Source organism: Streptomyces sp. NPDC001502 (assembly GCF_042894785.1).
In the GTDB taxonomy this organism is placed as follows: domain Bacteria; phylum Actinomycetota; class Actinomycetes; order Streptomycetales; family Streptomycetaceae; genus Streptomyces; species Streptomyces kutzneri.
The window spans coordinates 340332-354515 of the sequence record NZ_JBIAVW010000007.1 but is presented as its reverse complement, the minus strand read 5'-3'; the positions used below and the strand labels follow the sequence as shown (position 1 = coordinate 354515).

Below are 14184 nucleotides of genomic sequence, written 5' to 3'. Positions count from 1 at the left end.
GGGCCATGACATCGGCACACGGTGCGACGAGAGGGGGCGAGGGGACATGAAGCCCATGGCACACCTGGGGGTGGGCATCGGCTGGCGGCCGGAGATCGCGGACGCCGTCGAACGGCTTTCCGGCCTGGACTGGGTCGAGGTGGTGGCCGAGAACGTATGCCCGGGCCACCTGCCCGAGTCCTTGCTGCGGCTGCGCGAGCGGGGCACGCGCGTCGTGCCGCACGGGGTCTCGCTCGGCCTCGGCGGCGCGGACCGCCCCGATCCGGGGAAGCTGGCGGCGCTCGGCGAGCGGGCGGTGGCGCTGGGGGCGCCGCTCGTCACCGAGCACATCGCCTTCGTACGGACCTCCTCGCCGGTGCTGGAGGCGGGGCACCTGCTGCCGGTGCCGCGCACCCGCGACGCGCTGGACGTCCTGTGCGAGAACGTGCGGATCGCGCAGGACGCCCTGCCGGTCCCGCTGGCGCTGGAGAACATCGCCGCGCTGTTCTCGTGGCCGGGCGAGGAGCTGACGGAAGGGCAGTTCCTCACGGAACTGGTCGAGCGGACCGGTGTCCGGCTGCTCATCGACGTGGCCAACCTGCACACCAACCGGGTCAACCGGGGCGAGGACCCGGCCGCCGTGCTCGACGCGATCCCGCTGGAGGCGCTGGCGTACGTGCACGTGGCGGGCGGCATCGAGCGGAACGGTGTCTGGCACGACACCCACGCGCACCCGGTCCCGCCGGTGGTGCTCGACCTGCTGGCCGAGCTGCGCTCCCGGGTGGAACCGGCGGGGGTCCTGCTGGAGCGGGACGACGACTTCCCGCCGGAGGCCGAGCTCGCGGGCGAGCTGGCCGCGATCCGCGCCGTGGTGACGGTGGGAGTGGCCCCCGCTCCCCCGGCGCCGGCGGGCGGCGTGTCCGCCCCGGCGGACACGCCGCCGCGCCCGGCCGCCGGGTCGCGCCCGGTCGGGGAACCGCGCCCGGTCGAGGAGTCGGCCCGGACCCGGGTGGCGCTCGGACAGGCCGCGCTGCTGTCGGCGCTGGTGGCCGGGACCCCCGTACCCGAAGGCTTCGACCGCCGGCGCATCCGGGTGCAGGCCCGGGCGCTGGCCGCCAAGCGGGCCGACGTGGTGGCGAAGCTGGCTCCCGAGCTGCCCGTGATCCTGGGCGGCCCGGACCCGTACCGCGAAGCCTTCCTCTCCTACGCCAAGGGCCGCCCGATGACCTCCGGGTACCGCCGGGACGCGCTGGACTTCGCCGAGGACCTGCTGATCCGGGACCTGCCGGCCGATCCGGCCGCCCGGCGCCGGCTCACCACCTGGTGGCGGGACCGGGCCGGGGCCAAACCGCCCCGCCGGATCGTGCGCTGGGCCCGGACGCTGTCGGGGAGAGCGGCATGAACCTCCTCGCCGTGGCGATCTGGATCGCCGTCATCACCTCCTCCGTCCTGCTGATGACCGGGATCGGCCGATCCCGGTCCGCGCCCGCGGGACCCGCACCCGCCCTGCACGACCTGTCCGAGACCGCCTTCGTGGTGGGCGGCCCCGGCACCGTCGTCGACGCCGCGCTCGTCTCGATGCTCGGGGACGGCCGGCTGGTCGTCGGCGGTCCGGGCATCGTCCAGGTCCGCCCCGGGGCGCGGGCCACCGACCCCGCCGAGCGGGCCGTCCTCCAGGCCCACCAGGGGGCGGCCTCGGGCTGGCTCTACCAGGTGCGCTACGCCGCCATGTGCGACCCGGCCGTCCAGGAGATCGGGGACGCGCTGGCCGCCCGCGGGCTGATCGCCCCGCCCGGATCCGGTCCGCGGACCCGGCGTCGCTGGGCGCTCGTCCAGGCAGCCGTGTGCGCGCTGTTGTTCCCCGTGTCGATGGTGCTGACCTTCGTGGGGCTCGCCCTCGACTCCGGCTCCGGGGTGCCGTTCATCCTCAAGGTGCTGTTCGCCCTGGTGGGCGGCATCGTCGTGGGCCTGGTGTGCGCGGCCCGGGCCAAGAGCCGGGTGACCCGGGCGGGGGCGCGGGCGCTGCGCGCGGTCCGCTCCGCCCACCTGAACGACCGGACCCCGCACGTGCAGACCGCGCTGTTCGGGCTGCGGGACCCCTATCTGCGCCAGCAGTTGGTGCCCGCCGTGCGCGGCACCCGGCTGGCCGCGGCGCAGTCGCGCACCCGCCCCCACACCCACACCACGGACAGCTCCTCGCACTGGTCCTCGGCCGAGGTGCTGCCGATCGTCTGGTGCGCCGGGAGCGACGGCGGCGGCAGCGGCTCAAGCTGCGGCGGCGGTTCGGGATGCGGCTCCTCCGGGGGGGGCTGCGGCTCCTCCGGCGGCGGCTCCGGCTGCTCCGGTGGCGGCTCCAGCTGTTCGAGCAGCAGCGGCTCCAGTTGCGGCAGTTCGTCGAGCTGCGGCAGCTCGTCCAGCTCCAGCTGCGGCAGCAGCAGCTCCTGACCGCCGGGGGTACGGCAACCGGGGGCGAAATCCGCGGCAACGGGACCATCGGCGCCGACACCGGCCGGTGATCCTTTACAACGCCGCCGTCCGACCCTCTCATCGGTTCATCGGATGAGAGGAAGGGGCCGCCATGCGGACGGGACTCGCGGGCTGCGCGGCCGCCCTGGCGGCGCTCTCCCTCCTCCTCTGCGTCCCGGCCCACGCCGCGCGGCCGGCCGCGCCGGGCCCCCTCGGCGGGACGGCGGCCGAGTCCGCCGGCGCCGCCCTCGCCGCCCGCCGTGCGGCGGCCCGGGCCACGGCCGGAGGCAGCGGCGGACTCGACTTCCGCCGCTGCCCCGACGCCGAGGAACTCCCCGGCCCGGTCCGGTGCGCCACCCTGCGCGTCCCGCTCGACTACGCCCGGCCCGACGGCCCGCAGATCTCCCTCACCGTCAGCCGGGTCGCCGCCACCGGGGCCGGCGGCGCCGTCCGCCAGGGCGCGCTCGTCCACAACCCCGGGGGCCCCGGAGCCTCCGGCATGTACTTCCCGCTCCTCGCCGACCTCCCCGGCTGGGAGCGGATCGCCGCCGCCTACGACCTGGTCGGCTACGCCCCGCGCGGCGTCGGCCGTTCCGCCCCGCTGTCCTGCCAGGACCCCGCCGCCCGGGCCAAGGGCCCCGTCCAGGACCCGGCCGACCCGGCCGACCCCTCCCCGGCGTACAAGAGGCAGCGCCTCGCGGCCGCCCGGGCCTACGCCCGCGGCTGCGCGCGCCGGGCAGGCGCGGCCCTGCCGTACTACACGACGCTCAACAACGCCCGCGATCTGGACGTCCTGCGGGCCGCGCTCGGCGAGCGGAAGCTGAGCTTCGTGGGCGCCTCGTACGGCACCTACCTCGGTGCCGTGTACGCCACGCTGCACCCGGGCCGCGTCCGCCGGATGGTCCTGGACTCGGCGGTCGACCCCGACCCGCGCCGTGTCTGGTACCGCAACAACCTCGACCAGTCACCGGGCTTCGAGCGCCGCTGGTACGACTTCCGCGCCTGGGCGGCCCGGCACCACGGCACGTACGGACTCGGGGCCACCCCGGCGGCCGTGCAGGCGAGCTACGCACGCGTCCGGGACGCGGTGGCCCGTACTCCGGCGGGCGGGGTCGTCGGCACCGGCGAACTCCGGGCCGCCTACCTCCAGGCCGCGTACTACGACGACGTGTGGCCGGACCGGGCGGCGGCCCTCACGGCCTTCCTGCGCGGGGATCCGGCGCGGCTGACCGCCCAGGCCGCACCCGACCCGCAAGCGGCGGCCGAGGCGGAGAACGCGACGGCGGTGTACACGGCGGTGCTGTGCAACGACGCCTCCTGGCCCGCGGACTGGGAGACCTGGGACCGCGACACCACGGAGCTGGCGCGCAGGGCCCCTTTCGAGGCCTGGGCCAATGCCTTCCTGAACCTCCCGTGCGCCTCCTGGCCGGTGCGCGAGCGGCAGCGGCCGGTGGCGGTCGGGGCCCAGCCGGAGCGGCTGCCTCGGACCCTGGTGGTCGCGGCGGAGCGGGACGGGGCGACGCCGTACCCGGGCGCGCTGGAACTGCAGCGGCGGCTCGGCGCCGGGGCTTCGCTGGTGACGGAGAAGGGAGCCGGCTCCCACGGAGTGGTCGGCGGACGCAATGGCTGCGTCGACCGTCACGTGGAGCGGTACCTGCTGACGGGCGCCACCCCGGGGTGGCGTGTCACATGTGCGCCGCATCCGGAGCCCGCACCGGTGTCGCTGGACGACCGGGCAGCGAGCGCCCACAGGGCACTGCTGCCGCCAGTCGTCTGAACTTCCGGGCGGGATCTCCGGCTGCGTCGTTTCGGGGGCAGGGGCCGTCTTTCGGACCAGCCTCCCGATCCACCGGAGGAACTCACCTGACGGTGTGGTCGTCCTCCGGTCCTTCCCCCCAGGGGAGGTATCAGGCGAGCCCGGCCACCAGATCGGCGACGGACTTGCGGCGCCCGGTGTAGAAGGGCACCTCTTCACGGACGTGCATACGGGCCTCGGAGGCGCGCAGGTGACGCATGAGGTCGACGATGCGGTACAGCTCGTCCGCCTCGAAGGCCAGCAGCCACTCGTAGTCGCCCAGCGAGAAGGAGGCGACGGTGTTGGCGCGCACGTCCGGGTAGCCGCGGGCCATCTTGCCGTGGTCGGCGAGCATGCGGCGGCGGTCCTCGTCGGGCAGCAGGTACCAGTCGTAACTGCGCACGAAGGGGTACACGCTGACGTACTCGCGCGCGACCTCGTCGGCCAGGAAGGCCGGGATGTGCGACTTGTTGAACTCGGCCGGGCGGTGCAGGGCCATGTTCGACCACACCGGCTCCAGCGCGCGGCCCAGCTTGGTGCGGCGGAACAGGTTGTAGGCGGTCTGCAGCTCGTCCGCCGTCTCGGCATGCCACCAGATCATGACGTCGGCGTCGGCGCGCAGGCCGGAGACGTCGTAGCTGCCGCGGACGGTGATGTCCTTGGCGCCCAGCTGGTCGAAGAGCTCCTGGACCTCGTCGGCGTAGCCGGTGCGGTCCTCGGGAAGAACGTCCTTCAGCTTGAAGACGGACCACAGGGTGTAGCGGATGACCTCGTTGAGGTCCTTCGCCTTCTTCCCCGCGTTGGGAATCTTCTCTGGTGCAGTCATGTGCCTATTGTCCCGTGCGCTGATCAGTGGTCGGTGCCAGGGGTGCCGTACGCGCACCGAGCGCGGCGATCACCGCGTCCGCGGCCTTGCCGGCGCTCGCGATGCAGGCCGGGATGCCCACTCCGTCGTAGACCGCGCCGCACACCGCGAGGCCCGGCAGGGCTGCGACGGCGGTGCGGATCCGGGCGACCCGGTCGAGGTGGCCGACCGGGTACTGGGGCAGTCCGCCGTCCCACCGGGTGACGGTGGAGGCGACCGGCCGGGCCGCGAGGCCCACGGCCTCGCCGAGGTCGGCGAGGGAGACGTCGACGAGCTCTCCGTCCTCGCGCTGCAGGTCGCTCTCGTCGGCGTACCGGCCGACCGAGGTGCGCAGCAGGAAGAGGTCGGGATCCGTCCCGGCCCAGGCCCACTTGTTGCTGGAGAAGGTGGAGGCCTTGATGGTCCGGCCGTCGACGGGCGGTACGAGGAATCCGCTGGCGGCGCCGCCGGAGACGGCCGCCGGCAGCTCGGAGCGGCGGAAGGCCATCGTGATCAGGGCCATCGACGCGTACTCGACCCCGCGCAGCTCGGCCGCGGCGGCCGGGGCGAGCCCGTCCAGCAGCCGTGCGGCGGCCCCGGCCGGGGTGGCCAGGACCACGGCGTCGGCCTCGATGACCTCGGCGCCGGCCACCACCCGCCAGCCCCCGGCCGTACGGACGACCTCGCGGACGGGGGTGTCGGTGACGAGCCGGGCCCCCGCGGCGCGGCAGGCCTCGGCCACGGCGACCGGGAGCCGTCCGATGCCGCCGTCGATGCCGGCGAAGACCGGACCGGCGGGCTGGGGCGCGGACTCCGCCCGGCGCTGCAGTGCGCGTACGCCGTCGCCCAGGAGGGCGTGCGTGCGGGCGGCCTCGAAGAGCTGGGGGACGGCGGCCCGCATGGAGATGCGGTAGGCGTCGCCCGCGTAGACCCCGCCGAGCAGCGGTTCCACCAGCCGGTCGACGACCTCGCGGCCGAGGCGGGCCGCGACGTACGCGCCGACGGCGACGTCGTCGCCGATCTCGGTGGGCGGCAGCGTCCGCTCGGCCTCGATGCGGGCCAGTCCCTCGGCGGAGAGCACCCCGGAGGCGGCGAGCGGTCCCAGGTCGCCGGGGACGCCCATGACGTGGCCGCGCGGCATCGGCCGCAGCGCGCCGCGGGTCCACAGGTGGGCGGTGGCGGTGGCGGGCGCCTGCACGGACTCGCCGAGGCCCACGGCCTCGGCCAGGGCCACGGCTTCGGGGCGGCGGGCGAGCATGGATTCGGCGCCGAGGTCGACGCGGGCCCCGGCGAGCTCACCGGCGTACAGCTTGCCGCCGAGCCGCGGCCCGGCCTCCAGCAGGGTGACGCGGACGCCCTCGGCGAGCAGCCGGTGGGCTGCCGCGAGGCCCGCGATACCGCCGCCGATGACGACGGCGTGGCCCGGGGAGCCGGCGGACCGGGGGGAGCCGCCCGGCCGATCCGTACGCATGTCCGCTTCGTGCATGGACACATCGTCTCAGACCGATCTCCGAGGCCGGACCGTGACCGCATCGGGATCACCCCGGGACCATGGATTCGAAACCCGCGACGGGACTCTGGACGTCGAACCGGCAACACCAGCCGATCCTCGGGGGTTTACAGCGATGCGCAGTTTCGACAGACACCGTTCCGCGGCGGCCCTGGCCGCCCTCGCGCTGGCCGGGGCGCTCGCGCTCACCGGCTGCGGCGCGAGCGGCCAGGGCTCCGCGAGCGACAAGGCGGCGGTGGCGCCCGCCGCCGACGGCAAGGCCCCGGAGGGCGCCGCGGCGGCCCCGGCGCCGGCCGGGTCCGCGGGCGCCGCGGGCTCCGCCGCCGGCAAGAACGCCGCGCCGCCGGCCGTGGTCCGCCCGAACGTCATCCGGACGGCGACGCTCGGCATCGAGACGGCGGACGTCCAGAAGACGCTCGCCTCGGCCCGCACGGCCGCGGACGAGGCGGGCGGCTACGTCGGCAACGAGTCCACCAAGCGCGGCGAGGACGGCCGGATGACCTCGACGCTGACCCTGCGGGTGCCGGGCGAGCGCTACGACGCCGTGCTCGGCGCCATGGAGGGCAGCGGGAAGCTCCTGCACCGCAAGGTCGACGCGCAGGACGTCACGGAGAAGGTCGCCGACATCGGCAGCCGCGTCTCCTCGCAGCAGGCCAGCGTGGCGCGGGTGCGGGAGATGATGGGCAAGGCCTCGGCGCTGAGCGAGGTGGTGATGCTGGAGAGCGAGCTGTCGCGCCGCCAGTCGGACCTGGAGTCGCTGCTGGCGCAGCAGACGGCGCTGAAGGACCAGACCTCGCTGGGCACGATCACGCTGGAGGTCTCGGAGCCGGCCGCGAAGCCGGAGGCCGAGAAGAAGGAGAAGAAGAAGGAGCCCACCTTCCTGGGGGCCCTGGGCGGTGGCTGGGACGTCTTCACCAAGGTCGTGCGCTACCTGACGGTGGCGGTGGGCGCGGTGCTGCCGTTCGCGCTGACGGCCGTGGTGGGGCTGCTGCTGTTCCGGCTGTACCGGCGGTGGCGTCCGGCGGCGCCGAAGCCGGCCCCGGTGCCGTGGCGGGCGACGGTACCGGCGGCCCGGCCGGCTCCGGACACCGAGGCCGGCGTACAGGACTGAACGCGCGTTCGGCCGTAGCGTGTTCACCATCCGACGGTGGTGAAGGGGCGGTACGGACGATGGCGACGGAACGACTGGTGGTGGTGGGCGGTGACGCGGCGGGGATGTCCGCCGCGTCACAGGCCCGCAGGCTGAAGGGCCCGGCGGAACTGGAGATCGTGGCCTTCGAGCGCGGGCACTTCACCTCCTACTCGGCGTGCGGGATCCCGTACTGGGTCGGCGGTCAGGTCGCCGAGCGCGACGACCTGATCGCCCGTACCCCCGAGGAGCACCGGGCCCGGGACATCGATCTGCGCACGCGCACGGAGGTCGTGGAGCTCGACCTCGCCGGGTCCCGGGTCCGCGCCCGCGATCTGGACAGCGGATCCGAATCCTGGACGGGCTACGACAAGCTGGTCCTGGCGACGGGCGCCCGCCCCGTCCGCCCCCGGCTCCCCGGCATCGGCGCGCACGGGGTCCACGGCATCCAGAGCCTGGACGACGGCCAGCGCCTGATGGACACCCTGCGGCGCACCGAGGGCCGCCGGGCCGTCGTGGTCGGCGCCGGCTACATCGGTGTGGAGATGGCGGAGGCCCTGGTGGCGCGGGGGTACGAGGTCACCGTCCTGCACCGGGGCGAGCAGCCGATGGCCACGCTGGACCCGGACATGGGCGGCCTGGTGCACAGCGCGATGAACCGGATGGGGATCCGTACGGTCTCCCGCGCCGAGGTGACGAAGATCCTCACCGACGAGGAGGGCCGGGCCCGGGCGGTGGCCACGTCGGCGGGCGAGGAGTACGAGGCGGACGTGGTCGTGCTCGGCATCGGCGTGGAGCCCCGCACCGCGCTCGCCCGCGCGGCCGGCCTCCCGCTCGGCCCCTCGGGCGGCATCCTCACCGACCTCTCGATGCGGGTCCGGGGCCACGAGAACATCTGGTCGGGCGGCGACTGCGTGGAGGTCCTGGACCTGGTCGCGGGCCGCACGCGGCACATCCCGCTGGGCACGCACGCCAACAAGCACGGCCAGGTCATCGGCTCGGGCGTGGGCGGCGGCTACGCGACCTTCCCCGGGGTGGTCGGGACGGCGGTCAGCAAGGTCTGCGACCTGGAGATCGCCCGTACGGGGCTGCGCGAGCGGGACGCGCTGGAGGCGGGCCTGCGGTTCGTGACGGCCACCATCACCTCCACCAACACCGCGGGCTACTACCCGGGCGCGGCGGAGATGACGGTGAAGATGCTGGCGGAGCGCCGTACGGGCCGCCTCCTCGGGGTCCAGATCGTCGGCGGCGCGGGCGCGGCGAAGCGGGTGGACATCGCGGCGGTCGCCCTCACGGCGGGCATGACGGTGGACCGGATGGTGTCCCTGGACCTGGGCTACGCCCCGCCCTTCTCCCCGGTCTGGGACCCGATCCTGGTGGCGGCCCGCAAGGCGGTCTCGGCGGTGCACTCGGCGGGGGTCTGAAACGACCTGGTGCTGTGGCCGGAAAGGTTTGCCGGGACACCGCACCAGGCCCGGTGGTCAGGTGCCCGGCGCCATGTCCACGAAGCGCGCGTAGTGCCCCTGGAAGGCAAGGGTGATCGTGGCGGTCGGCCCGTAGCGGTGCTTCGCCACGACGAGGTCCGCCTCGCCGGCCCGCGGCGACAGCTTCTCGTACGCATCCTCCCTGTGCAGCAGGATGACGACGTCAGCGTTCTCCACCAGCCCGCTCTCCAGATCGCCGAGGCCCAACGGGTGGTCCGACCGCCGCACGGGGCTGTCGGGCACCTGGGCCACCAGCACCATCGGAACCCGGATCTCCTTCGCCGTCACGGCCAGTTCCCGCACGATCGCGCCCAGGTCGTCCGGGCCCCTTCCGTCAGGCGCCGCATCCGGCCGGATCCACTGCACGGGATCCACCACGACCAGTCCGAGTCCGCTGCCCCGCTGAAGGCTCCGGCACAATCTCCGAACGCCCGCCACGGTCGTATCTGCCTGGTCGTGGACGGTCAATGGGGCTCCCGCGACGTCCGGCATCCGTCGGGCCAGGCGGGTCCAGTCCTCCGAGGTCATGGTCCCCCCACGAATGCGGTGGAGGGGCACGCGTGCTTCCGCCGAGAACACCCGCAGCAGCGTCTCCTCTTCGTCCCCGTCCGGGCAGATGTAGAGGCTGGCCACGCCCTGTGCCACGGCGGCACTGCGGACGAGGTTGAGGGCAAGGGTGGACTTCCCCATCGCCGGAGCACCCGCGACCACCACGACATGGCCCGGCAGCAGGCCTCCCAGGAGGGAATCCAGATCGCCGAAGCCGGTGAGCACACCGGCCTGACCGCCGACCCCGACCAGTTCCGCTCGATCGAGAGCACGTTCCAGCGGACCGGCCGCCCATTCCAATGCGTTCCGATCCCGGTCGCGGAACACGCTGTGGAACGCGGCTTCGGCGGCCTCCAGGCGGGCCCCGGCTTGCTCGGGGTCCCCCGCGAGCGCCTCCGTCCCCAAGTCGGCCGCGGTGCGTCCCGCCACCACCAGCCGGCGCAACTGCGCCCTGGCCTGCACGACCTCCATCGCGTCCGCAGCTTGCTCCGGGCCGCTTCGGGACGCCAGGGCGCCCAGTTCGGCGACGAGGGCCTCGGCCGCCGGCACGGCCGGGCCGTCCGGCCCTCCGGCCAGGGCCGATGCCGCCCGGCCCGGGGTGATCGCAGTACCACTTCCGTAGAGGCCGAGGAGGGAGGTGTACAGCGTTCGGTGGGCGGGTGCGGAGAAGTCGTCGGCCACGAGGGCCTCCACGGCGTCGGCCACTGCGTCGTTCGACGCGAGCATGGCGCCGAGCACAAGGCGCTCGGCCTCGACCGCGCCGGGATCGGGGGCCGTTGGCACGGCGCTGACGTCGTGTCGGGGGCGGGGTACGGATCGGCTGCCGGAAACCGCACCGGCGGACGGGGCCTGCGCAGCCGGGCCGACGGCACGACACAGGTCGGCGAGCCGCTGCACCGTCTGCTCGATGGCATCGTCACCCCCCGCGCCTGCGGCCGCCTCCTCCGCGAGCCAGGCGGCCAAAGCCCGGACCTGGCGTGGCGACGGGATGGCGGAGCCACTCAGGATCCGGCCGATCGCGTGGTGGGTCAGCGTGGTGGGCAGCCGGTCGTCGGCGGTGACTCCGTGGGCGATAGCCCGCAGCCCAGGGCGGCCGGCGGCCGCGTAGACCTCGTGGAGGGCGACGAGGAAGTCGCGATGTGGCCCGCGCGGCACCGACGTCTCGTCCGGCACCGCGATCCCGCGCTTGCCCCGGGCAGCCGCCATCCGTCCCCCCATGTGTCGCAAAGTGTCCCGCGTCGCACGCTTCTCCCGCTGTCATAGCAGGTCAGCGAGGTCAGGACAGCCGAATGCGTCGGGTTCCGCCCAGAAGTGATCACCTGCCATGAGGGTCCCGGCAGGCTGGTGTGACCGAACCGGAAGGACGCACATGAGGACCACGGAGAACACTGGCTCCACCCCGTACCCGGACCCGGCATCGGCGTCGAAGGCGCGCCGCAGGACGTCCGTCCTGCGGCGGACGATGGTCCTCGGCTTCGCCCGCGGTGCCTCGACCGCGTTCGGCAGCGCGGCCGTGGCGGCCGCACTGTGGTGGCTGCGCACCCGGTGAACGGGTGCGCAGACCGTGGGTCAGCGGGCCGTCCTGGTGTGGACGTAGTCCACCAGGCGGGTCAGCGCGTCCGGGTCGGTCGTCGGGAGGACGCCGTGGCCCAGGTTGAAGACGTGGCCCTCCAGGCCGGCGGCGGCCGCGAGGACCTCGTCCGTCTTGGCCTCGACCGCCTCCGTGGTGGAGAAGAGCACGGCCGGGTCCAGGTTGCCCTGGAGCGCCTTGCCGGGGCCGACGCGGCGGACGGCCTCGTCCAGCGGGACCCGGTAGTCGACGCCCATGACGTCCGCGCCGGCCTCGCCCATCAGGCCGAGGAGCTCACCCGTGCCCACGCCGAAGTGGATCCGCGGGACCCCGTAGGAGGCGACGGACTCCAGGACCTTCGCGGACGCGGGCATCACCGAGCGGCGGTAGTCCGCCGGGGCGAGGGCGCCGACCCAGGAGTCGAAGAGCTGGACGGCGGAGGCGCCGGCCTCGATCTGGACCTTCAGGAAGGCGGAGGTGATCTCCGCGAGGCGGTCCAGGAGGTCGGCCCACAGCTGGGGGTCCCCGTACATGAGGGCCTTGGTGTGCTCGTGGTTCTTGGAGGGACCGCCCTCGACCAGGTAGCTCGCGAGGGTGAAAGGCGCGCCCGCGAATCCGATCAACGGCGTGGAACCCAGTTCACCCGTGAGCATGCCGATCGCCTCGGTGACGTACGAGACGTCCTCCGGAGTGAGATCGCGCAGCTGTGCGAGGTCCTCGCGGCGGCGGATCGGCTGGGCGACGACCGGGCCGATGCCCGGCTTGATGTCCAGGTCGACGCCGATGGCCTTCAGCGGGACCACGATGTCGGAGAAGAAGATCGCCGCGTCCACCTTGTGGCGGCGCACCGGCTGCAGCGTGATCTCGGTGACCAGGTCGGGCCGCATGCAGGACTCCAGCATCTGCGTGCCCTCGCGCAGCTTGCGGTACTCCGGCAGTGAGCGCCCCGCCTGCCGCATGAACCACACCGGGGTGTGCGGCACCGGCTCCCGCCGGCACGCCTTCAGGAAGGCGGAATCGTACGTCTGGCTCGGCTGGCCCGTGGGGCGGGTGTTGGCGCTCACGACCCAAATCTTCGCACGTATGAAGAAGTGTCCGACCCGGCGAGGGTGTCCCTGCGCCGTACGGGCGCTCGTTCCGCCTAGTCTTCCCCGCATGGCTGCGGCTCAGGGACGATTTTCAGATGGCGCCGAGGGTATGGACAGCGCGAAGGAGAGCTCCGTCCCGCTCCCGTTCCGGCGGGCGGTCGACGGCTTGAAGAAGGCCCGGCTGCGTCCGGGGATCGAGATCGACCCCACGAAGCCGCCCCAGAGACTGGCGCCGCACGCCTACGCACTGGAGGCCGCGGTGGTGGACGGCGAGGACGACCTGGCCGACGGCCGGCTGATCCTGCTCCACGATCCGTCCGGGCACGACGCCTGGCAGGGGACCTTCCGGCTGGTGACGCTGGTGCGCGCGGAGCTGGAGCCGGAGATGGCGGCGGACCCGCTGCTGCCCGAGGTGTGCTGGTCCTGGCTGACGGGGGCACTGGAGGCGCGCGGGCTGGCGTACGGGGAGGCGAGCGGCACCGTGACCATGGCGGGCTCGCACTACTTCGGCGGGCTCGCGGAGCGGCGCCCGGCCACGCAGATCGAGATCAGAGCCTCGTGGACGCCGCGCGAGGGCGTGGGCGGGGTGCCGGACACCTCGGCGCACCTGTCGGCGTGGTGCGAACTGCTGTGCCAGATCGCGGGGCTGCCGCCGGTGGGTCCGACGGACACGGCGACGGGTGTGGTCTCCCTGCCACAGCGTCGTGGTCCGCACCACCCGTAGCCGGCCACCAGCCACAGGGCCGGACGGCCGCCGGAACCGGCGTGCGACACAGAACGGCTGATCGAAGAACTGGGCGGACGGTCGAAACGCGGCGTCCCTTGCGGGCTTCTGATCAACCGATGATCGATCGCGCGTCCGAATTGCCCGAATTGTTACTCACCAAATCGTGATCATTCCCTAAAGCCGGGCGGGTGACGTGCCGAAGGAGTGGGTGACCATCCGCACGGTTCGCACCGGCTTCCTTCCCCGAGCCGGCCGTCCCGCCACTCCCCCAGGAGGCCTAGGTGTCCGTTCTTCTCGAGCAGCCCGCAAGCCTGGTCGCCTACCGCCCGAACAAGCCGACGGCCATGGTCGTCGTGGCCGACCCGCGCGTCCGCTCCACCGTGACCCGCCATCTGTGGGCCCTCGGAGTACGTGACGTGATCGAGGCGTCGTCCATCGCGGAGGCCCGCCCCCGCGTCGGCAGCCCGCGCGACATCTGCGTGGCCGACGTACACCTGCCCGACGGTTCCGGTCTCACCCTGCTCTCCGAGACCCGCGCCGCCGGCTGGCCCAACGGCCTGGCCCTGTCCGCCGCCGACGACATCGGCGCCGTGCGCAACGCCCTCGCGGGCGGCGTCAAGGGCTACGTCGTCACCGGTACGCGGACCAACATCGGGCTCCCCACCCGGCCCGGCGCCGCTCCCATCGGCGCTGCCGCCGCCCGTATGCACCGCCGCCCCCCGGGCGCCCCGAGCCACCCGGGCGGCTACCGAGAGCTCTCCGGCCGCGAGGTCGAGGTCCTGCGCCTCGTCGCGGAGGGCCAGTCCAACAAGGCCATCGGCGTCTCGATGGGCCTGTCCGCCCTGACCGTCAAGTCCCACCTCGCCCGGATCGCCCGCAAGCTGGGCACCGGTGACCGCGCCGGAATGGTCGCCGTGGCGCTGCGCACCGGGATCATCCACTGACCGCGGGCCTGAGCCCCCGGATATCCGCCTCGGGAGCCGCTGCCGGGGTACCTGCCGGGAGACCCCCGGAATACCCCGGGAAAACTCCCCGCATACCGC

At 74.0% G+C, this 14184-nt stretch carries 12 protein-coding genes; 8 read left to right on the top strand and 4 right to left on the bottom strand.

The window, feature by feature from the left end; all coding sequences use genetic code 11:
- The first annotated feature begins 46 nt into the window (after nucleotides 1-46).
- The 3 genes from ACFY0D_RS15100 (at nucleotide 47) to ACFY0D_RS15090 (ending at nucleotide 4222) form a co-directional block, all read left to right on the top strand.
- Entirely contained in the window at nucleotides 47-1381 is a 1335-nt protein-coding gene (locus ACFY0D_RS15100; protein ID WP_390798741.1) for a DUF692 domain-containing protein, read from the top strand.
- Nucleotides 1378-2424 carry a TIGR04222 domain-containing membrane protein gene (locus tag ACFY0D_RS15095; RefSeq protein WP_390798740.1) on the top strand — a complete coding sequence of 349 codons (1047 nt, stop codon included), beginning with the start codon at nucleotides 1378-1380 and terminating at the stop codon, nucleotides 2422-2424. The genes ACFY0D_RS15100 and ACFY0D_RS15095 overlap by 4 nt, the downstream gene beginning before the upstream one ends.
- 133 nt (nucleotides 2425-2557) lie before the next feature.
- Nucleotides 2558-4222 carry an alpha/beta hydrolase gene (locus ACFY0D_RS15090; protein WP_390798739.1) on the top strand — a complete coding sequence of 555 codons (1665 nt, stop codon included), beginning with the start codon at nucleotides 2558-2560 and terminating at the stop codon, nucleotides 4220-4222.
- Between the two features lie 130 nt (nucleotides 4223-4352).
- Here the strand turns inward: ACFY0D_RS15090 and hemQ are convergent, their stop codons facing one another.
- On the bottom strand, nucleotides 4353-5066 hold the full coding sequence (gene hemQ, locus ACFY0D_RS15085; protein WP_030012590.1) for a hydrogen peroxide-dependent heme synthase: 714 nt from the start codon (nucleotides 5064-5066) through the stop codon (nucleotides 4353-4355).
- A 4-nt stretch (nucleotides 5067-5070) separates the two neighbouring features.
- Nucleotides 5071-6555, bottom strand: coding sequence for a protoporphyrinogen oxidase (hemG, locus tag ACFY0D_RS15080; protein WP_390798822.1), 1485 nt, complete (start codon nucleotides 6553-6555; stop codon nucleotides 5071-5073).
- A gap of 154 nt (nucleotides 6556-6709) precedes the next feature.
- On the opposite strand from hemG, the gene ACFY0D_RS15075 reads away from it, so the two are divergent.
- Nucleotides 6710-7705: a DUF4349 domain-containing protein gene (locus ACFY0D_RS15075; RefSeq protein WP_390798738.1), complete on the top strand. Its 996-nt coding sequence runs from the start codon at nucleotides 6710-6712 to the stop codon at nucleotides 7703-7705.
- A 59-nt stretch (nucleotides 7706-7764) separates the two neighbouring features.
- Entirely contained in the window at nucleotides 7765-9147 is a 1383-nt protein-coding gene (locus ACFY0D_RS15070; RefSeq protein WP_390798737.1) for an FAD-dependent oxidoreductase, read from the top strand.
- A 57-nt stretch (nucleotides 9148-9204) separates the two neighbouring features.
- Here ACFY0D_RS15070 and ACFY0D_RS15065 read toward each other — a convergent pair whose 3' ends face one another.
- The gene (locus ACFY0D_RS15065) at nucleotides 9205-10962 is read right to left on the bottom strand and encodes a replicative DNA helicase (protein WP_390798736.1); all 1758 of its coding nucleotides are present in this window, start codon (nucleotides 10960-10962) and stop codon (nucleotides 9205-9207) included.
- 163 nt (nucleotides 10963-11125) lie between these two features.
- On the opposite strand from ACFY0D_RS15065, the gene ACFY0D_RS15060 reads away from it, so the two are divergent.
- Nucleotides 11126-11305 carry a hypothetical protein gene (locus ACFY0D_RS15060; RefSeq protein WP_390798735.1) on the top strand — a complete coding sequence of 60 codons (180 nt, stop codon included), beginning with the start codon at nucleotides 11126-11128 and terminating at the stop codon, nucleotides 11303-11305.
- Nucleotides 11306-11325: 20 nt separating this feature from the next.
- Here ACFY0D_RS15060 and hemE read toward each other — a convergent pair whose 3' ends face one another.
- Nucleotides 11326-12390, bottom strand: a complete 1065-nt coding sequence (gene hemE / locus ACFY0D_RS15055; RefSeq protein WP_382539132.1) for a uroporphyrinogen decarboxylase — start codon at nucleotides 12388-12390, stop codon at nucleotides 11326-11328.
- A 91-nt stretch (nucleotides 12391-12481) separates the two neighbouring features.
- Here hemE and ACFY0D_RS15050 point away from each other — a divergent pair, with 91 nt between their 5' ends.
- A complete protein-coding gene (locus tag ACFY0D_RS15050; RefSeq protein ID WP_351155379.1) occupies nucleotides 12482-13138 on the top strand; it encodes a DUF3000 domain-containing protein in 657 nt (218 codons plus the stop codon).
- Nucleotides 13139-13422: 284 nt separating this feature from the next.
- Nucleotides 13423-14085 carry a response regulator transcription factor gene (locus tag ACFY0D_RS15045; RefSeq protein ID WP_007267191.1) on the top strand — a complete coding sequence of 221 codons (663 nt, stop codon included), beginning with the start codon at nucleotides 13423-13425 and terminating at the stop codon, nucleotides 14083-14085.
- Nucleotides 14086-14184: the final 99 nt, after the last annotated feature.